The organism is Burkholderia theae (genome assembly GCF_048565265.1).
Classification (GTDB): Bacteria; Pseudomonadota; Gammaproteobacteria; order Burkholderiales; family Burkholderiaceae; genus Burkholderia; species Burkholderia theae.
Window position 1 is genome coordinate 1,827,897 of record NZ_CP183461.1, and the last position, 14,300, is coordinate 1,842,196.

Genomic DNA, 14,300 nt, shown 5'->3' on the forward strand with positions numbered 1-14,300 from the left:
AACCCGCCTTCGGTTGCAACGGGCACGGCTGCGTTGACAACGGCCGGCATCGTTGTCAATAATAAGTTCCAATTTAGAACTTACTCGCGCGGCGACGCGCTTTCAACCCGGAGACACCCCGATGAATCCGCTTTCCCTGTCCGGTCTCGATCTGCTGCGTGCCGCGGTGGCGGGCGACGCGCCGCTCGCGTCGATTTCCGAGACGATCCCGATGCGTCCGCTGGACGTCGAACTCGGCTATGTGAAGTTTTCGGCGCGCGCGGACGGCCGGCACCTGAATCCGCTTGGCGGCGTGCACGGCGGGTTTGCCGCGACGGTGCTCGATTCGGTCACGGGTTGCGCGGTGCATTCGATGCTCGACGCGGGTGTCGGTTACGGCACGGTCGATCTGCATGTGAAGATGCTGCGGCCCGTGCCGCGCGACGCCGACCTGATCGCGGAAGGGCGCGTGATCCACCTGTCGCGCTCGCTGGGCGTCGCGGAGGGCACGCTGAAGACACCGGACGACAAGATCGTCGCGCATGCGTCGGCAACCTGTTTCATTCAACGGCCGCAGTAACGAGGGCGCCAGGGCCGTCGTCCGCGCAGGCGCGTGAACATCCATGGCGGCGAAGGCCGCCTGTAAGCGTCCGCGGCGCAAGTCTGAAGCGGCCGCTTCAATGTGATAGCGTTTCTGCTTTCCACCGACGCGACAGGAACAGCATGGAATACCGCACACTCGGCGATTCGGGCATCGAGGTCAGCCTGATCGGTCTGGGCACGATGACGTGGGGCGAGCAGAATTCGGAGCGTGACGCGCACGAGCAGATCGACTACGCGCTCGGGCAGGGCGTGACGCTGATCGATGCCGCGGAGATGTATCCGGTGCCGCCGAAGCCCGACACGCAGGGGCGCACCGAGCAGTACATCGGTACGTGGCTCGCGCAGCATCGCGCGCAGCGCGACCGCATCGTGCTCGCGACGAAGATCGCGGGGCCGGCGCGGCAGCCGCACAATCCGCGCCATATCCGCGGCGAGGGCAACCAGTTCGACCGCAAGAACCTGACCGAGGCGCTCGATGGCAGCCTCAAGCGCCTGCAGACCGACTATGTCGATCTCTACCAGTTGCACTGGCCCGACCGCAGCACGACGACGTTCGGCCGCCCGGCCTATCCGTGGGTCGACGACGCCTATACGGTGCCGATCGAGGAAACGCTCGGCGTGCTTGCGGAATTCGTGAAGGCCGGCAAGGTGCGCGCGATTGGCGTGTCGAATGAAACGCCGTGGGGCGTCGCGCAGTTCCTGCACGCGGCCGAGAAGCTCGGGCTGCCGCGCATCGCGAGCATCCAGAATCCGTACAGCCTGCTGAACCGCACGTTCGAGAACGGGCTGTCGGAATTCACGCACCGCGACGGCGTCGGCCTGCTCGCGTATTCGCCGCTCGCGTTCGGCTGGCTGTCCGGCAAGTACGAGAACGGCGCGCGTCCGGCCGGCGCGCGCATCACGCTGTTCGAGCGCTTCCAGCGCTACAGCAAGCCGCAGGCCGTCGACGCGACGTCGCGTTACGTCGCGCTCGCGCAGCGTCACGGGCTGTCGCCCGCGCAGCTCGCGCTCGCGTTCGTCAACAGCCGGCCGTTCGTGCGCAGCAACCTGGTCGGTGCGACGTCGCTCGCGCAGTTGAAGGAGAACATCGGCAGCATCGACGTGACGCTGTCCGACGAGATCCTCGCCGAGATCGACGCGCTGCACGAACTGCAGCCGAACCCGGCGCCGTAAACGGCACGCGGCCCGCGCGGCAACGATGCCGCGACGGGCCGCGTCGGCAGCGCATCGTGGCGCCGCCGCTGGCTTCGTTACCGCATCTTGAGCCGTGTGCGCGCGACAAACAGCGCGGCGAGGCTCAGCAGCGCGCAGCCCATCAGATAGAGCGCCGGTGACAGCCGGTTGCCGGTCGCGCTGATCAGCCAGGTGATGACGAACGGCGCGAAGCCCCCGAACAGCGTCACGCCCGTGTTGTAGCTGACCGCGAGCCCCGTCGCGCGCGTCTGCGGCGGGAACAGTTCGGCCATCAGTGCCGGCAGCGCGCCGCAGTACATGGCCTTCAGCATGCCGATCCAGATCAGTGCGGCGAGCATCGTCGCGAACGACGCGTGGCGCGTGAGCCATGCGAACGTCGGCCACACGGAGACGAGCATCAGGACGGCCGCGACCACCATCATGCGGATCCGCCCGGTGCGATCGGACAGGTGGCCGACGACCGGCGTGACGAGCGTCAGCACGAAGCCGGTCGCGAGCGTCGCCGCGAAGCCGGTCGACGCGGGCAGCCCGAGCTGCTTGATCGCATAGGTCGGCATGTACAGCACCATGTAGTTGATCGCGGTCGAGATCACGAGTGCGCCGATCGACAGCAGCAACCGCAATTTCTGATCCGCGAACAGCTCGCGCACGGGCGCTTCGGAGCGCGCCTGCGTCTTGAACTCGACACCTTCGTCGACGTAGCGGCGGATATACAGCCCGATCGGCCCGATCGCGAGACCGAACAGGAACGGAACGCGCCAGCCCCAGCTTTCGAGTTGTGCGGGTGTCAGCGTGGTCGTCAGCAGTGCGCCGAAGCCGGAAGCGAGCAGCGTTGCGAGGCCCTGGCTCGCGAACTGCCAGCTCGACATGAAGCCGCGCCGCTGCGGCGCGTGCTCGACGAGGAACGCGGTCGAGCTCGCGAACTCGCCACCCGCGGAAAAGCCCTGCATCAGCCGCGACAGCATGATCCCGAGCGGTGCGAGGATGCCGATCGATGCGTAGGTCGGCATCAGCGCGATCAGCAGCGTGCCGGCCATCATCATCGCGATCGACAGCAGCAGCGACGCCTTGCGGCCCGCGCGGTCCGCGTACGCGCCGAGCACGAAGCCGCCGATCGGCCGGATCAGGTAGGACAGCCCGAAGGTACCGAGCGTCAGCATCAGCGACGTTGCTTCGCTCGTCGCGGGGAAGAACAGCTTGGCGATCGTTACCGCGAAGAAGCCGTAGACGATCAGGTCGAACCATTCGAGCGCGTTGCCGATCGACGCCGCGAAGATGATGCGCCGGATCTTCGCGGCGCTGGGGCGGGCGGCTTCCTGCGAGGTCAGGGTGGTCGTATTCATCGTGTGTGCAGGTCCCGTGAAAGGGGCGAAGCGCGTTACAGGACGGCGCCGGCCGCGGCGGGCGCCGCGCGGCGAACGGGCGGCGCGTCGTCGCCGAGATCCCAGAAGAGGCCGGCCATCATCTGCAGCCCTTCGCTGACGACGCTCGCGAGCAGGTGCTCGTCGGGCGCGTGCTGCGAGCACGCCGGGTACGAGTGCGGCACCCACAGCGTCGGCAGCCCGAGCGTGTCGGCGAACACTTCGTTCGGCAGCGTGCCGCCGAGATTCGGCAGGATCGCGGGCTTCTTGCCGGTGGTGCGCGCCAGCGACGCGACGGCCCAGCGGACCCACGGATCGTCCGGCGGCACGCGCGTCGCCGGTGCGCCGCGTTCGACGTCGATCTCGATGTCGCCGAAGCCGTGCGCATCGAGGTGCGTGCGCAGGTGCGCTTGCAGCGCTTTCCAGTCGGTGCCGACGACGAAGCGCAACTGACAATGCGCATACGCGACGGGCGGGATCGCATTGACGGGGTGCTCGGGGTTGCCGGCCTTGAACGCGAGAATCTCGAACGTATTCCAGCCGAACACGCGCTCGGCCGCGGACAGGCCGGGCTCCCCCCAGCCGGCATCGAGCGCCGGATCGCCGGGGCCGCCGCCGACGGACAGGTCGGCGAGCGCGTCGCGCACGGCGGCCGGGATCGGCGGCGGGCGCAGCCCCGCGACGCGAATCGCGCCGCGCGCATCGACGAGGCTCGCGAGCGCATGCGCGAGCACGATCGCCGGATTGCGCAACAGGCCGCCCCAGTTGCCCGAGTGGTGCGCGCCGTCGCGGGCGCGCAGGCTCAGCTTGAAGTTGACCGAGCCGCGCGAACCGAGGAACACGGTCGGGCGCGCGGCGGCGATGCGCGGGCCGTCGGACGCGATCAGCACGTCGGCCGCGAGCGCGTCGCGCTCCTGGCGGCACAGCGCGTCGAGGCCCGGCGACCCCGTTTCCTCACCCATCTCGATCAGCAGCTTCGCGTTGAAGCCGAGCCGGCCGCCGCGCGCGTCGAGCACGCTCGCCAGCGCGGCCAGGTTGATCGTGTGCTGGCCCTTGTTGTCGGCGCTGCCGCGGCCGTACCAGCGGTCGCCGTCGGCCGTCAGCGTCCACGGCGACAGCGGCGCGCGCCACTGCGCGTCGTAGCCGCGCACGACGTCGCCGTGGCCGTAGATCAGCACGGTCGGCAGCGCATCGTCTTCGTGGCGCGACGCGAGCAGGAATGGGCCGCCGCCGTCGACGGGGTTGTCGACGATCCGCGAACTGAAACCGAGGCGCGCGGCCTCGGGGGCGATCTCGTCGGTCAGGTACGCGCGCAGCGCGGCACCGCTGCCGCTTTCCTGGCTTTCGGTGCGCAGGCCGACGCGGCGGCTCAGGGTCGTGAAGAACGCACCGGATTCGAACTGGTTCAGCGCGTGCTGGATGGCGATGTTACGGCTCAAGTCGGGTCTCCTCGGTCGGGTTCGCGGCGCATGCGGATCACGTGCGCAGCGTGAAGTGCGATCGATTCTAGAAAGCCGTTTTTTTTGTCACAATGATCGAATTTCGAACCTTTCTTTGCCGAAAAGGCAAAGCAGCGCAGCCGGGAGCGGCACGGAGACAGAACGATGGCGGCTTTCCTGCATGGCCTCGCGTTGCGGTATTTCGTCGAAGTGGCGCGCACCGGCTCGATCAGCGACGCCTCCGCGCGGCTGCACGTGGCCGTGTCGGCGATCAGCCGCCAGATCGCGAAGCTCGAGAGCGAGCTCGGCGCGCCGTTGTTCGAGCGCCGGCCGCGCGGGATGGCACTGTCGGAGGCCGGCGAGCGGCTGCTGGCGTTCGCGCAGCGCAGCCTGCTGGAGGCCGAGCACGTGATGAAGGACATCGGCGGGCTCGATGCGCTGCACGGCAGCCTGCTGAAGATCGCATGCTCGGAAGGGTTCGCGATCGATTTCCTGCCCGGCGCGCTCGCGAGCTTCAAGGCACGCCACCCGGGCGTCGATTTCACCGTGTGGGTCGTGTCGCCGGCAGACGCGACGCGGCGCGTGCGCGACGGCGATGCGGACGTCGCACTGACCTTCAGCCTCGCGCCGGAGAAGGGCGTGCGCGTCGAGCACACCGAACGCGCGCCGATCTTCGCGCTGGTGCGGCACGACCATCCGCTCGCGACGCGCGACGCTGTGTCGCTCGCCGATGTCGCGCGTCATCCGCACGTGCTGCCCGAGGCCGGCACGACGGTGCGCCAGCTGATCGACATCGCGTGCGCGCTCGACGGGCTATTGCTCGAGCCCGAACTGACGAGCAACAACACGGCGGCGATGTATGGCTACGCGCGGCGCACCGGCGCCGTGATGTTCACGGGGCTGCTGTCGGTGCGCGACCGCTGCGACGCGGACGGCTTCGTCGTCGTGCCGGTGACAAACCCGCAGTTGCGCGAGCGCAGCATCCAGGTGCAGACGATGGCGGGGCGCGATCTGCCCGCGTCGGTACGGGCGTTTCGCGACCATCTGATCGACGCGATGCAGGCCGCATCGCCGCCGCCGGCCGCCGCGCGCGGCCCGAGACGCCGGCCCGTGAGATAATCGTCAATCCGCCTTCCGCGCCCATGCGGCTCATCGAGCCGCATCGCCCCTGTTTGACGCCAAATTGAAGAACCTGATTGTCACCCTCGATCGCGTCGGCGAGTTCGACGAGATCATCGACGTGCGCACGCCGCTCGAGTTCGCCGAGGACCATATTCCCGGCGCACTGAACGCGCCCGTGCTCAGCAACGAAGAGCGCGTGCTCGTCGGCACGATGTACCGCCAGGTGTCGCCCTACGAGGCGACGCGCGTCGGCGCGGCGATCGTTGCGCGCAACATCGCACGCCATCTCGACACGACGTTCGCCGACCGTCCGCGCAACTGGCGGCCGCTGATCTACTGCTGGCGCGGCGGCAAGCGCTCGGGCTCGATGACGACCTGGTTCAACCTGATCGGCTGGCAGGCACGCCAGCTCGACGGCGGATACAAGGCGTATCGCCGCTCGGTGTGCGCGACGCTCGACACGCTGCCGACGCGCTTTCGCTACATCGCGCTCGTCGGCCATACGGGCTGCGGCAAGACGCGCCTGCTGAACGCGCTGCGCGACGCGGGCGCGCAGACGCTCGATCTCGAGGCGCTCGCGTGCCATCGCGGTTCGCTGCTCGGCGCGCTGCCGGGCAGGCCGCAGCCGTCGCAGAAGGGGTTCGATTCGGGGCTCGTCGAAACGCTTGGGTGTTTCGACCCCGAATGGCCGGTGTTCGTCGAATCGGAAAGCCGCAAGATCGGGCTCGTGCAGTTGCCGATCGCGTTGATCGACGCGTTTCACGCGGGGCCGTGGGTGCAGGTCGAAGCCGCACATGACGAGCGCATCGCATTCCTGCTCGACGATTACGCCCACCTGTTCGACGCGCCGGTCGCGTTCAAGGCGCAACTCCATCGACTGATCGGCCTGCACAGCCGCGAAGAGGTGGCGCACTGGAATGCGCTGATCGATGCGAACGCGCGGGCCGAACTGTTCACGACGCTGATCGACAAGCATTACGATCCCGCGTATGCGCGCACGTACCGCGCAACGTACAACAAGCCGAACCGGGCGCTGACGTTCGCTTTCCGGCCCAACGCGGCCGACGTGCGCGATCAGGCGCATTCGCTGCTGGCCCAGCTCGCGCTGGCCGGGCTGCCCGCGTCGGCCGCGCTGGCGGCAGGTGCGGAATCCGTTACCGACAAAGACAAATCGACGACCACACGATGACGACCACACGCACCCAACCCAATCCGGCCCTCGGCTGGATGACCTTCCTGCTGATCGCGGTCGCAGGGCTGTTCTATGTGAAATGGTTCCCGTACTACAACAAGGCGTTCGTTGCCGCCGAGCATCATTCGATCGGCCAGTCGATCCTGATGGGCACGTCGGCGGTCGCGCCCGAGCCGTCGCTGAAGGCCGCGCTCGACTACGCATGGGCGTACGGCAAGGCGATCTGGCAGGCGATGGTGCTCGGCCTGCTGCTCGGTTCGGCCGTTCAGGCGCTGCTGCCCGCACACTGGGTTGCGCGCGTGCTCGGCCGCACGGGCTTCGGCAGCGTCGCCGCGGGCGGCCTGCTGTCGCTGCCCGGGATGATGTGCACGTGCTGCGCGGCACCGGTCGTCGCGGGCCTGCGTGCGCGCCATGCATCGCCGGGCGGTGCGGTTGCGTTCTGGCTCGGCAACACGGTGCTGAACCCGGCGGCGCTGGTGTTCATGGGCTTCGTGCTCGGCTGGCACTGGAGCGCGCTGCGTCTCGTGCTTGGCATCGCGATGGTGTTCGGGATCGGCTATCTGCTGAACCGCATTGCGCGTCCCGAAGACCGCAGCATCGACGATGCGCAGCTCGCCGCACTGGCGGCCGAGCAGGCCGCGGCCGGCAATCCGTTCGTCCGCTGGGTGAAGCTGCTTGCCCGCATGGCCGTGCGCCTCGTGCCCGAGTACATCGTGCTCGTGCTGCTGCTCGGCGCCGCGCGCGCATGGCTGTTCCCGCATATCGGCCCGGACATCGGCAATCATCTCGGCTGGATCGTCGCGTTCGCGGTCGCGGGCATGCTGTTCGTGATCCCGACGGCCGGCGAAGTGCCGATCATCCAGGCGATGCTGTCGCTCGGCATGGGCGTCGGCCCGGCCGCCGCGCTGCTGATGACGCTGCCGCCGATCAGCGTGCCGTCGCTCGCGATGCTCGCGCGGTCGTTCAAGCCTTACATGCTGGCGATCGTCGCGGTCCTCGTCGTCGTGTTCGGGATCGCGAGCGGACTGCTCGCGGTCGCGTTCGGGTTCTGACGCGCGCAAGCGATGCGCCGATCGGGCGCGAACGTCGTATTCATCCGGCGTCGCCGCTTCACGCGTGCGGCGCCCTTTACAAGAAGCAAACAGGAAAACGCATGACCCAACCGAAGATCCATCCTCGACTCGAAAAGGCGCTGACGCGCGGCGATCTCGCGATCCGCCAGGCCAATTCCGCGCGGGCAACTGCCGTGCTGAACGCGCTCGGCACGATGATCATCGAAGCCTCTTCAACGATCGGCGTCGAAGCCAGCATCGACATTCCGCAGGGCGACCGCATTTACGATCCCGTCAACGGCCTGTGGCCGCAGAAGATGCTGGTGTCGTTCGACGGCCCGGTGGACGAAGCCGATGCGGACGAACTGCGCACGGTCTATTTGGTTGCCGACGATCCGGGCACGCAATTCCGCGTCGAATGGCATCGCGCGGACGGCAAGCTCGGCCGCCAGGAAGGCGGCCCGCTCGCGACCGTCGCGTTCCTGACCGACGTCGAGATCCCGTGGAGCGACGACGACGAGTGATGTCGTCGCGTGAAGCCGGCGCCGCGCGCGCCGGCTGTCAGCGCATCATCCGCCGCCGGAACAGCCACGCGGACAGCAGGAATCCGCCGACCGCGTAGCCGGCGAGCACCGCGATATGCAACGCGACGTCCGTCGCCGGCCGGCCGAGCATCGCGGGCCGGATCAGCTCGACCGCGTTCGCGAGCGGCAGCGCATGCGCCGCATGCTGCGCGATCGGCGGCAACTGCGTGATCGGGAAGAACACCCCGGACAGCAGCAGCATCGGCGTCAGCACGAGCGTCTGATAGAACATGAAGAAATCGTAGGACGGCGCGAGCGCCGTGACGATCATCGCGATGCTCGCAAACGCGAGGCCCGCGAGCGCGATCACGGGCAGCGCCGCGAGCATCGACGGAAACCGCGCATAACCGAGCGCACCCGCGACGAGCATGATCGCGACACCCGACAGCATCGCCTTGCTGGCACCCCAGACGATCTCGCCGAGCACGATGTCGCCGAGCGCGAGCGGCGTATGCATGATCGCTTCCCAGGTGCGCTGCACGTGCATGCGCGAAAAACCCGAATACATCGACTCGAAGCTCGCGGACATCATCACGCTCGACCCGACCGTGCCGGCCGCGAGGAACGCGATATACGACACGCCGTCGACATGGCCGAGCATCAGGCCGAGCCCGAAACCGAGCCCGAACAGATAGATCATCGGATCGGCAAGATTGCCGAACATCGACGCGAGCGCGAGTTTGCGCCAGACGAGATAGTTGCGCCGCCAGACGGCAACCCAGTTGGTTGCGTTCGCGGGCATCGCGATCGCGAAGCGCGACTCGCGCGGCGGTGCCGACGGTGCGGCGGCGGAATAGTTGCGGACGTCCATGATCGCTCAGTCCTGCATTTCGCGGCCCGTGAGCCGCAGGAACACATCTTCCAGATTGGCTGGGCGATGCAGATAGCGCAACCCCGGGCGACCCTTGAGCCGCGCGCTGAGCGGCTCGGGGTCGCTCACGTAGCAGAACAGCGTCTCGCCGCTGATCTCGGTGCGCTTCGCGAACGCCGACAGCTCGTCGCGCAGGATGGCCGGATCGGGCCCGTAGATCTCGATCACATCGCAGCCGATCTCCGATTCGATCAGCGCGTGCGGCGCGCCTTCGGCGATCTTGCGGCCTTCCTCGATCACGCACAGGCGGTCGCACAGGCGTTCGGCTTCTTCCATGAAATGCGTGGTGATCAGGATCGTCTTGCCGCGCGCGAGCAGCGAGCGCAGCCGCTCCCACATCAGGTGCCGCGCCTGCGGATCGAGGCCGGTCGTCGGTTCGTCGAGCACCAGCACGTCGGGATCGTTGACGAGCGCGCGGGCGAGCGTGAGGCGGCGCTTCATGCCGCCCGACAGCTCGCCGACTTTCGCATCGGCCTTGTTCTCGAGTTTCGCGAATTCAAGCAGCGGCCGCACGAGCGCACGGGCAGCCTGCGCGGACATTCCGAAATAGCGGCTGAACACGAGCAGGTTCTCGCGCACCGTGAAGTCGGGGTCGAGATTGTCGAACTGCGGGACGACACCAACGCGCTGGCGCGCATGCCGCGCACGGGATGGAACCGGTTCGCCGCACAGCGAAATGGTGCCGGCATCGGGATGCGCGAGGCCGAGCAGCATCTTCAGCGTCGTGGTCTTGCCGGCGCCGTTCGGCCCGAGCAGGCCGTAGCATTCGCCGGCTTGCACGTTGAAGGACAGACCGTTGACGACGAGCTTGTCGCCATAGCGCTTCTCTACGTTCCGTAAATCGATCGGTGCGACGGACATGGGCATGTTGTCATTGTGAGCGGGCGCACGGGCGTTCCGCTGTCGGCTGCGTGGCCGGTTTGCGAACGGATCGGGCGAATGCGTGTCACATGGGCATGACCGAAGCGCACGAGGCCGACGCCTGATGGCCCGCCGGAGTACGAACGGGCCATTCTAGTGCATCGACTGCGTCTCTTCAGGGCATGCCTGCACGGTGCGATGCATGCGCGCACCGATCGTGCACTGCATCATCGCGCACGCGCCGAGCGGGGCGAATCAGCGTTTTCCATCCCTTGCGTCCTGAATTGCGGCGCACCATGATGAATGCGTAGGCTCGTTGTCGCGATAGGGAGGTTTCATGGCTAGCTACAACAAGATTTTGCTGTGTTACGACGGCTCGCTCGAAGGGCGCAAGGCACTGCGTTGCGGTGCCAATCTCGCAATGGACCTGAAGGCCGAGACGCATTTGCTGTCGGTCGTCGACATGCGTTCGAGCATTGCACAAAGCGCGGGTTTGCTGACCGACGTCGCGTGTGGCCGATTCGAGGAAACCGCGCGTGAAATCCTGCAGGAAGGCGTGAACTGGCTACGCGAGCGCGGCGTACAGGCCGAAGGCCATTTCGCGTTCGGCTATCCGATCGACGAAATCGCGAATCTCGCGACGGAACTGAAGGTTGACCTCGTCGTCGTCGGCCACCGGTGCCGTAGCGGGTTGTCGAGATGGTGGATGGGGTCGGGGAATACGCAACTGCTCGACCGTGTGAACTGCAGCATTCTGGTTGCGTGCTCGTCCGCGCAAGAGCAGAAGGCCGAAATCGCGCGCGAGCGTGAAGCGGCTACGGCGAGCGGCAAATGATCTGATGACTTGACGACGGCCTGACCGGCGATTCGCGCCGGTCAGGCGCCGCGCCACATCAGCGGCGCGGGCGTCGACCGCGGCCGGCTACGCATGCAGGTCGATCGCGGACAGCTTCCACGAGAACAGGCCGAAGCGGTGGAATATCGCCGCATAGCGGGTGCCGTCGGCGCTTCGCTGATAGGTCACGACGAATTCGTCGACATTCCGGTAGCCGGCACTGGTTTGCTGCTGGTGCGGTGGATGCGTTGCATCGCCCGCGCTGGCCGGTGCGGCAGGGGCCGGTGCCGGCGATGACGCGGCCGTGGCGACCGCGTTGCTGCCCGGAACGGCTGCGCTTGCCGGAGCCGGATTGGCCGGCGGTGCGGCCGGTGCATTGCCTTGCGGCAGATTCGACCATTCGGGCGGACGCTCGCCTGGATTGCCGCGCGGCGGCAAGCCGCTCATCAGCGCGGCCACGCCCTCCGGGGTTGCGTATGCATCGACCAGCGGGCCGATCAGCGCGGACCCGATCAGCGCACCGATCACCGCGAACGGATTGTTCTTCTTCACCGCGTCGATCCGGCGCATCAACTCTTCCGTGACCTGCTGCTTCAGACTGATGCGCAGCGACGGAAAATCGACATATTCACTGATGGCTTGCGCATCGCGCGCATCGATCGCCGATTTCAGGCGGCCGAGCGCGACGTATGGCGACGCATATGCATAACCGATCGCCGCAATGACGGCGACGGCCAGCACGGCGATCAGCAGGGGCTTGAGCCGCCATGCGCGGCCCGAAGATCCAGTCACGTTGCCTCCGGTGCGGGAATGTTCCGCAATCAGAGACCGCCTGGCGTGGCCGATCGTTCCTCGGCGATGCAGCGATCGATCATCCGGCACACGGCATCGATCGTGCCGACCATGATCAGGCGCGAACGGCCGTGATAGACGCGCACCGGCGCGCGGCGCGCAGGTTCCGCGTGATTCAGACCGGCGTTCAGCGATACCCGCGCGAAGGCGGGAAGCGCTGACGGCAGCAGCGACGCCTGCCGTTCGACTGCGACTTCTTCTTCCACAGGCGCCGCCGCGGACAGCGGTGCGCAGGGCGTGCGGCCGCGCAGATGACGCAGGCGACCGAATTGACGGAAAGGCAGCAGGCGGGCAAGGCGTTCCATGATGTTCTCCTAACGAGACGGAATGTCAGAGTTCGCCGGATCGGATCAGCCCGACGGCGATGCCTTCCAGCGCGAATTCCGCGCTGCCGGCCTTGACGAAGATGTTTTCGTAATCGGGGTTCTCCGCGATCAGCTCGAGACCGCCCGGCCGGCGCATCAGGCGCTTGACCGTGACGTCGTCGCCGAGACGCGCGACGATGATCTGGCCGTCCTTCGCTTCGGTGCGCTTCTGCACGGCGAGCAGGTCGCCGTCGAGAATGCCGGCGTCGCGCATCGACAGGCCGCGCACCTTCAGCAGGTAGTCGGGCTTGCTGGAGAACAGCGCGGGATCACACGCGTAATGCTGCGAGATGTGCTCCTGCGCGAGGATCGGGCTACCGGCCGCGACGCGGCCGACGAGCGGCAGCGACAGCTGCATCAGGCCGGCATGCGGCAGCGTGAACTGGTGCGGGGAATCTTCGAGGCCGAGCAGGCGGATGCCGCGCGACGCGCCGGCGGCCAACTCGATCACACCCTTGCGCGCCAGTGCGCGCAGGTGCTCCTCGGCCGCATTCGGCGAGCTGAAGCCCAGTTCGGCCGCGATCTCGGCGCGGGTGGGCGGGAATCCGGAGCGTTCGATCGCGCGACGGATCAAGTCGAACACTTGCTGCTGACGGGCGGTGAGTTTGGTCATGGCTCAACTGTATGGATAGACAGTGAGCTGTATTTTTATACAGTACTTCGCGAAATTCAAGTGTTACGTGAGGTTCGACGCGATCGCGCCGGTTCCGACGCGATTCCGCGACGTCCGGACGCCGGTTTATCCGCCGCAACCGTCCATCCCGTCTGCGTTAGCACTTTTGAGTATTAAAAAATGAAGAACGATTATTTTTAATCATGTAACCCGTTCGTTAGACTGGCCCGACATCGCAATACCGACAACACTGGAGAACCAAGGATGGCGAAGCGCAATACGGGGCTGGTGGGCGGGGTGGGCCGCCTGATCGCAACACTCGCGCTGGGCGCGGCGGCGGCGCTGGGCGTCGCGACGCATGCGCAGGCCGATACGACCTTCCTGAACGTGTCGTACGACCCGACGCGCGAGCTGTATCAGGACTTCAACCAGGCGTTCGGCAAGGAGTGGAAGGCGAAGACGGGCGAGACCGTCAACTTCAAGCAGTCGCACGGCGGCTCGGGCGCGCAGGCTCGATCGGTGCTCGACGGCCTGCAGGCCGACGTGGTCACGCTGGCGCTCGCTTACGACATCGACGCGCTCGCGAACAAGGGGCTTGTCAACAAGGACTGGCAGAAGCGCCTGCCCGACAACGCTTCGCCGTACACGTCGACGATCGTATTCCTCGTGCGCAAGGGCAATCCGAAGGGGATCAAGGATTGGGACGACCTGACCAAGCCGGGCATCTCGATCGTCACGCCGAACCCGAAGACGTCGGGCGGCGCGCGCTGGAACTACCTGGCCGCGTGGGCATACGCGCTGCACAAGCCGGGCGGCAACGAGCAGACGGCGAAGGAATTCGTCACGAAGCTCTACAAGAATGCGGGTGTGCTCGATTCGGGCGCGCGAGGCGCGACGACGAGCTTCGTGCAGCGCGGGATCGGCGACGTGCTGATCGCATGGGAAAACGAGGCATTCCTGTCGGTCAAGGAGTTCGGCACCGACAAGTTCGAGATCGTCGTGCCGTCGGTGAGCATCCTGGCCGAGCCGCCCGTCGCGGTGGTCGACAAGGTGGTCGACAAGAAGGGCACGCGCAAGCTGGCCGACGCGTACCTGAATTTCCTGTACAGCCCGCAGGGCCAGGAGATCGCGGCGCGCAACTACTACCGGCCGCGTTCGAAGAACGTGCCGGCCGAACTGACGAAGCAGTTCCCGAAGCTGAAGCTGTACACGGTCGACGACACGTTCGGCGGCTGGACGAATGCGCAGAAGACGCATTTCGCGGACGGCGGCGTGTTCGATTCGATCTACAAGCCGCAGTAACGCCATAACCACAGCGGTGCGCCACGCAGTGCGCCGCATCCCCGACGGGCCGCCGGCGCGATTCACCGCGCCGGC

15 protein-coding genes are annotated in these 14,300 nt (G+C 67.0%); 8 read left to right on the plus strand and 7 right to left on the minus strand.

What is annotated here, in order from left to right:
* Nucleotides 1-121: 121 nt before the first annotated feature.
* Together ACN22W_RS08610 and ACN22W_RS08615 are read left to right on the plus strand one after the other, a co-directional pair.
* Nucleotides 122-559 carry a PaaI family thioesterase gene (locus tag ACN22W_RS08610; RefSeq protein ID WP_129514482.1) on the plus strand — a complete coding sequence of 146 codons (438 nt, stop codon included), beginning with the start codon at nt 122-124 and terminating at the stop codon, nt 557-559.
* Between the two features lie 143 nt (nt 560-702).
* The gene (locus ACN22W_RS08615) at nt 703-1,755 is read left to right on the plus strand and encodes an NADP(H)-dependent aldo-keto reductase (RefSeq protein ID WP_412021906.1); all 1,053 of its coding nucleotides are present in this window, start codon (nt 703-705) and stop codon (nt 1,753-1,755) included.
* A gap of 77 nt (nt 1,756-1,832) precedes the next feature.
* On the opposite strand, the gene ACN22W_RS08620 is transcribed toward ACN22W_RS08615, so the two are convergent.
* The gene (locus ACN22W_RS08620) at nt 1,833-3,119 is read right to left on the minus strand and encodes an MFS transporter (RefSeq protein WP_419687326.1); all 1,287 of its coding nucleotides are present in this window, start codon (nt 3,117-3,119) and stop codon (nt 1,833-1,835) included.
* Between the two features lie 35 nt (nt 3,120-3,154).
* Nucleotides 3,155-4,576: a M20 family metallopeptidase gene (locus ACN22W_RS08625; RefSeq protein ID WP_419687328.1), complete on the minus strand. Its 1,422-nt coding sequence runs from the start codon at nt 4,574-4,576 to the stop codon at nt 3,155-3,157.
* Between the two features lie 165 nt (nt 4,577-4,741).
* On the opposite strand from ACN22W_RS08625, the gene ACN22W_RS08630 reads away from it, so the two are divergent.
* The 4 genes from ACN22W_RS08630 to ACN22W_RS08645 all read left to right on the plus strand — a co-directional run bounded on the left by ACN22W_RS08630 (nt 4,742) and on the right by ACN22W_RS08645 (nt 8,466).
* Nucleotides 4,742-5,695, plus strand: a complete 954-nt coding sequence (locus ACN22W_RS08630; protein WP_129514485.1) for a LysR family transcriptional regulator — start codon at nt 4,742-4,744, stop codon at nt 5,693-5,695.
* 64 nt (nt 5,696-5,759) lie between these two features.
* Nucleotides 5,760-6,887, plus strand: coding sequence for a tRNA 2-selenouridine(34) synthase MnmH (mnmH, locus tag ACN22W_RS08635; protein WP_419687330.1), 1,128 nt, complete (start codon nt 5,760-5,762; stop codon nt 6,885-6,887).
* Nucleotides 6,884-7,942, plus strand: a complete 1,059-nt coding sequence (locus ACN22W_RS08640; protein WP_048243834.1) for a permease — start codon at nt 6,884-6,886, stop codon at nt 7,940-7,942. Before mnmH ends, ACN22W_RS08640 begins: the two co-directional genes overlap by 4 nt.
* 101 nt (nt 7,943-8,043) lie before the next feature.
* The gene (locus tag ACN22W_RS08645; RefSeq protein WP_048243832.1) at nt 8,044-8,466 is read left to right on the plus strand and encodes a hypothetical protein; all 423 of its coding nucleotides are present in this window, start codon (nt 8,044-8,046) and stop codon (nt 8,464-8,466) included.
* Nucleotides 8,467-8,503: 37 nt separating this feature from the next.
* On the opposite strand, the gene ACN22W_RS08650 is transcribed toward ACN22W_RS08645, so the two are convergent.
* Together ACN22W_RS08650 and nodI are read right to left on the minus strand one after the other, a co-directional pair.
* A complete protein-coding gene (locus tag ACN22W_RS08650; protein ID WP_048243831.1) occupies nt 8,504-9,337 on the minus strand; it encodes an ABC transporter permease in 834 nt (277 codons plus the stop codon).
* A 6-nt stretch (nt 9,338-9,343) separates the two neighbouring features.
* A complete protein-coding gene (nodI, locus tag ACN22W_RS08655) occupies nt 9,344-10,258 on the minus strand; it encodes a nodulation factor ABC transporter ATP-binding protein NodI (protein WP_240674405.1) in 915 nt (304 codons plus the stop codon).
* Between the two features lie 337 nt (nt 10,259-10,595).
* Here nodI and ACN22W_RS08660 point away from each other — a divergent pair, with 337 nt between their 5' ends.
* A complete protein-coding gene (locus ACN22W_RS08660; RefSeq protein WP_129514489.1) occupies nt 10,596-11,093 on the plus strand; it encodes a universal stress protein in 498 nt (165 codons plus the stop codon).
* An 87-nt stretch (nt 11,094-11,180) separates the two neighbouring features.
* On the opposite strand, the gene ACN22W_RS08665 is transcribed toward ACN22W_RS08660, so the two are convergent.
* Genes ACN22W_RS08665 through lexA form a run of 3 tightly spaced genes read right to left on the minus strand, consistent with a single transcriptional unit; the run spans nt 11,181 to nt 12,923 of the window.
* Entirely contained in the window at nt 11,181-11,885 is a 705-nt protein-coding gene (locus ACN22W_RS08665; protein WP_419687333.1) for a DUF2939 domain-containing protein, read from the minus strand.
* Between the two features lie 29 nt (nt 11,886-11,914).
* A complete protein-coding gene (locus ACN22W_RS08670) occupies nt 11,915-12,250 on the minus strand; it encodes a hypothetical protein (RefSeq protein WP_048243823.1) in 336 nt (111 codons plus the stop codon).
* Nucleotides 12,251-12,275: 25 nt separating this feature from the next.
* Nucleotides 12,276-12,923, minus strand: coding sequence for a transcriptional repressor LexA (gene lexA / locus ACN22W_RS08675; protein WP_047900600.1), 648 nt, complete (start codon nt 12,921-12,923; stop codon nt 12,276-12,278).
* 264 nt (nt 12,924-13,187) lie between these two features.
* On the opposite strand from lexA, the gene ACN22W_RS08680 reads away from it, so the two are divergent.
* The gene (locus tag ACN22W_RS08680; protein WP_048243821.1) at nt 13,188-14,225 is read left to right on the plus strand and encodes a sulfate ABC transporter substrate-binding protein; all 1,038 of its coding nucleotides are present in this window, start codon (nt 13,188-13,190) and stop codon (nt 14,223-14,225) included.
* Nucleotides 14,226-14,300: the final 75 nt, after the last annotated feature.

Bases quoted from the DNA above. Each gene is read 5' to 3' on its own strand.
- lexA (WP_047900600.1), bottom strand. From the start codon at position 12,923: ATGACCAAACTCACCGCCCGTCAGCAGCAAGTGTTCGACTTGATCCGT.
- nodI (WP_240674405.1), bottom strand. From the start codon at position 10,258: ATGTCCGTCGCACCGATCGATTTACGGAACGTAGAGAAGCGCTATGGC.
- ACN22W_RS08640 (WP_048243834.1), top strand. From the start codon at position 6,884: ATGACGACCACACGCACCCAACCCAATCCGGCCCTCGGCTGGATGACC.
- ACN22W_RS08680 (WP_048243821.1), top strand. From the start codon at position 13,188: ATGGCGAAGCGCAATACGGGGCTGGTGGGCGGGGTGGGCCGCCTGATC.
- ACN22W_RS08630 (WP_129514485.1), top strand. From the start codon at position 4,742: ATGGCGGCTTTCCTGCATGGCCTCGCGTTGCGGTATTTCGTCGAAGTG.
- ACN22W_RS08645 (WP_048243832.1), top strand. From the start codon at position 8,044: ATGACCCAACCGAAGATCCATCCTCGACTCGAAAAGGCGCTGACGCGC.
- ACN22W_RS08660 (WP_129514489.1), top strand. From the start codon at position 10,596: ATGGCTAGCTACAACAAGATTTTGCTGTGTTACGACGGCTCGCTCGAA.
- ACN22W_RS08615 (WP_412021906.1), top strand. From the start codon at position 703: ATGGAATACCGCACACTCGGCGATTCGGGCATCGAGGTCAGCCTGATC.
- ACN22W_RS08620 (WP_419687326.1), bottom strand. From the start codon at position 3,119: ATGAATACGACCACCCTGACCTCGCAGGAAGCCGCCCGCCCCAGCGCC.
- ACN22W_RS08670 (WP_048243823.1), bottom strand. From the start codon at position 12,250: ATGGAACGCCTTGCCCGCCTGCTGCCTTTCCGTCAATTCGGTCGCCTG.
- ACN22W_RS08650 (WP_048243831.1), bottom strand. From the start codon at position 9,337: ATGGACGTCCGCAACTATTCCGCCGCCGCACCGTCGGCACCGCCGCGC.
- ACN22W_RS08610 (WP_129514482.1), top strand. From the start codon at position 122: ATGAATCCGCTTTCCCTGTCCGGTCTCGATCTGCTGCGTGCCGCGGTG.